The sequence below is a fragment of the Kribbella sp. NPDC050470 genome, from assembly GCF_044458365.1.
GTDB lineage: Bacteria > Actinomycetota > Actinomycetes > Propionibacteriales > Kribbellaceae > Kribbella.
The window spans coordinates 1-1292 of the sequence record NZ_JBITHV010000032.1 but is presented as its reverse complement, the minus strand read 5'-3'; the positions used below and the strand labels follow the sequence as shown (position 1 = coordinate 1292).

1 protein-coding gene is annotated in these 1292 nt (G+C 70.4%); it reads left to right on the top strand.

The genetic code is table 11. The features are described from left to right. Positions 1–1023, top strand: a 1023-nt coding sequence (locus tag ACIBGM_RS45260) for a transposase (RefSeq protein ID WP_396389126.1), incomplete at its 5' end; no start/stop codon positions are given. Between the last annotated feature and the right edge of the window lie 269 nt (positions 1024–1292).

Here is a 1292-nt window from a genome sequence, read left to right as displayed (position 1 = left end):
GGGAGTCTGCACCGTGCCTGGGCGTTGGAGTTGGAGCGTCGCTATCCGGGGGCGGTGCGGTTGTTCGCGCCGTCGGAGACCAAGGCTGCGCGGGTGCAGTTGGGATCGGGCCGGTTCAAGACCGACGACCGAGATTGTGCGGCGTTGACGTATCTGGCCCGCCAGGGCGCGGGCCGGGTGCTGGTGGATGAAGTGGAGGTGGAGGCGTTACGGGCGGTGGTGCGGCACCGGCGCGGGTTGGTCGCGGATCGCAAGGTGGCTCAGCAGCGTCTGCACGATCAACTGAACAACCTGGTTCCGGGGTTGTCCGCGCCGGCCGGGCACGGCCGGAGCCTGGCGGTTGAACGCCCCTCGGGGCAGGCGGTGCTGGCCTGTGCTGCGGCGTTTGCCGGCCGAGCGCCGTCGGTGCGGTCGCTGCTCGCGCGCTCACCCGGACGTCTCACCAAGGCAGACGCGCAGTACTGGGTGCAGCGGTGGCGAGGATGCCTGGCGCCACCAGCCGATGCCGAGCACCGGGCCCAGCGGCTGGCCAAAGACCTTGCCCGCTTCCGGATGCTGTGCGCGGACATCGCCGCGCTGGACGGCGAGATCGCCCAGCTGCTGGCCGGCACCGACGGGCAGATCCTGACGAGCTTGCCCGGGGTCGCGGTTGTGCGTGCGGCCGCGTTCGCGGCGCACAGCCTGCCGATCGAGCGGTTTCCCGATGCCGAGCATTTGTACTCCGCGACCGGTCTGGCACCCGCGCTCTACCAGTCTGCGACTCTGCACCGCCGTGGCCGGATCTCTCGCCAGGGCCTGGCCGAGCACCGCGACGCGCTGATGGGGATCGCCTGGGGACTGTCGGTGTTCTCGCCGTCGTTCGCGCAACGCGACCGCGAGTACCGTGCCCGCGGCATGCGACCCATCCAGGCCCGGGTCGCGCTGGCCCGGCACGCCTGCCGGCTCACCTACCGGATGCTCAAGACCCAACAACCTTTCGATGAACAGGCGTATTGTCGAGGAAGGCTCAGCCGCGGACGGTGACGGCCGTGTCGGCTATGCCGCACGCCTCAGAACGTGACGGCGCAAGCTAGCTTGCCGCCCGCCCGCGCTGGGCCGCCTACGCACGGCGCACACGAAAGCCTGCGGCACGACCGCGACTGATCAGCCTGCCGGCCAACGGCGGCCCCACTGCGGCCAAACCCCTACACACCGCCTCTTCATCACGCACCAGACCCCGTCCGAACCGCCAAGACGCCGGACGGCACTCACGCCTGCCCACACTCACCCTTGACTCCCAGCGCGAAAGCTAG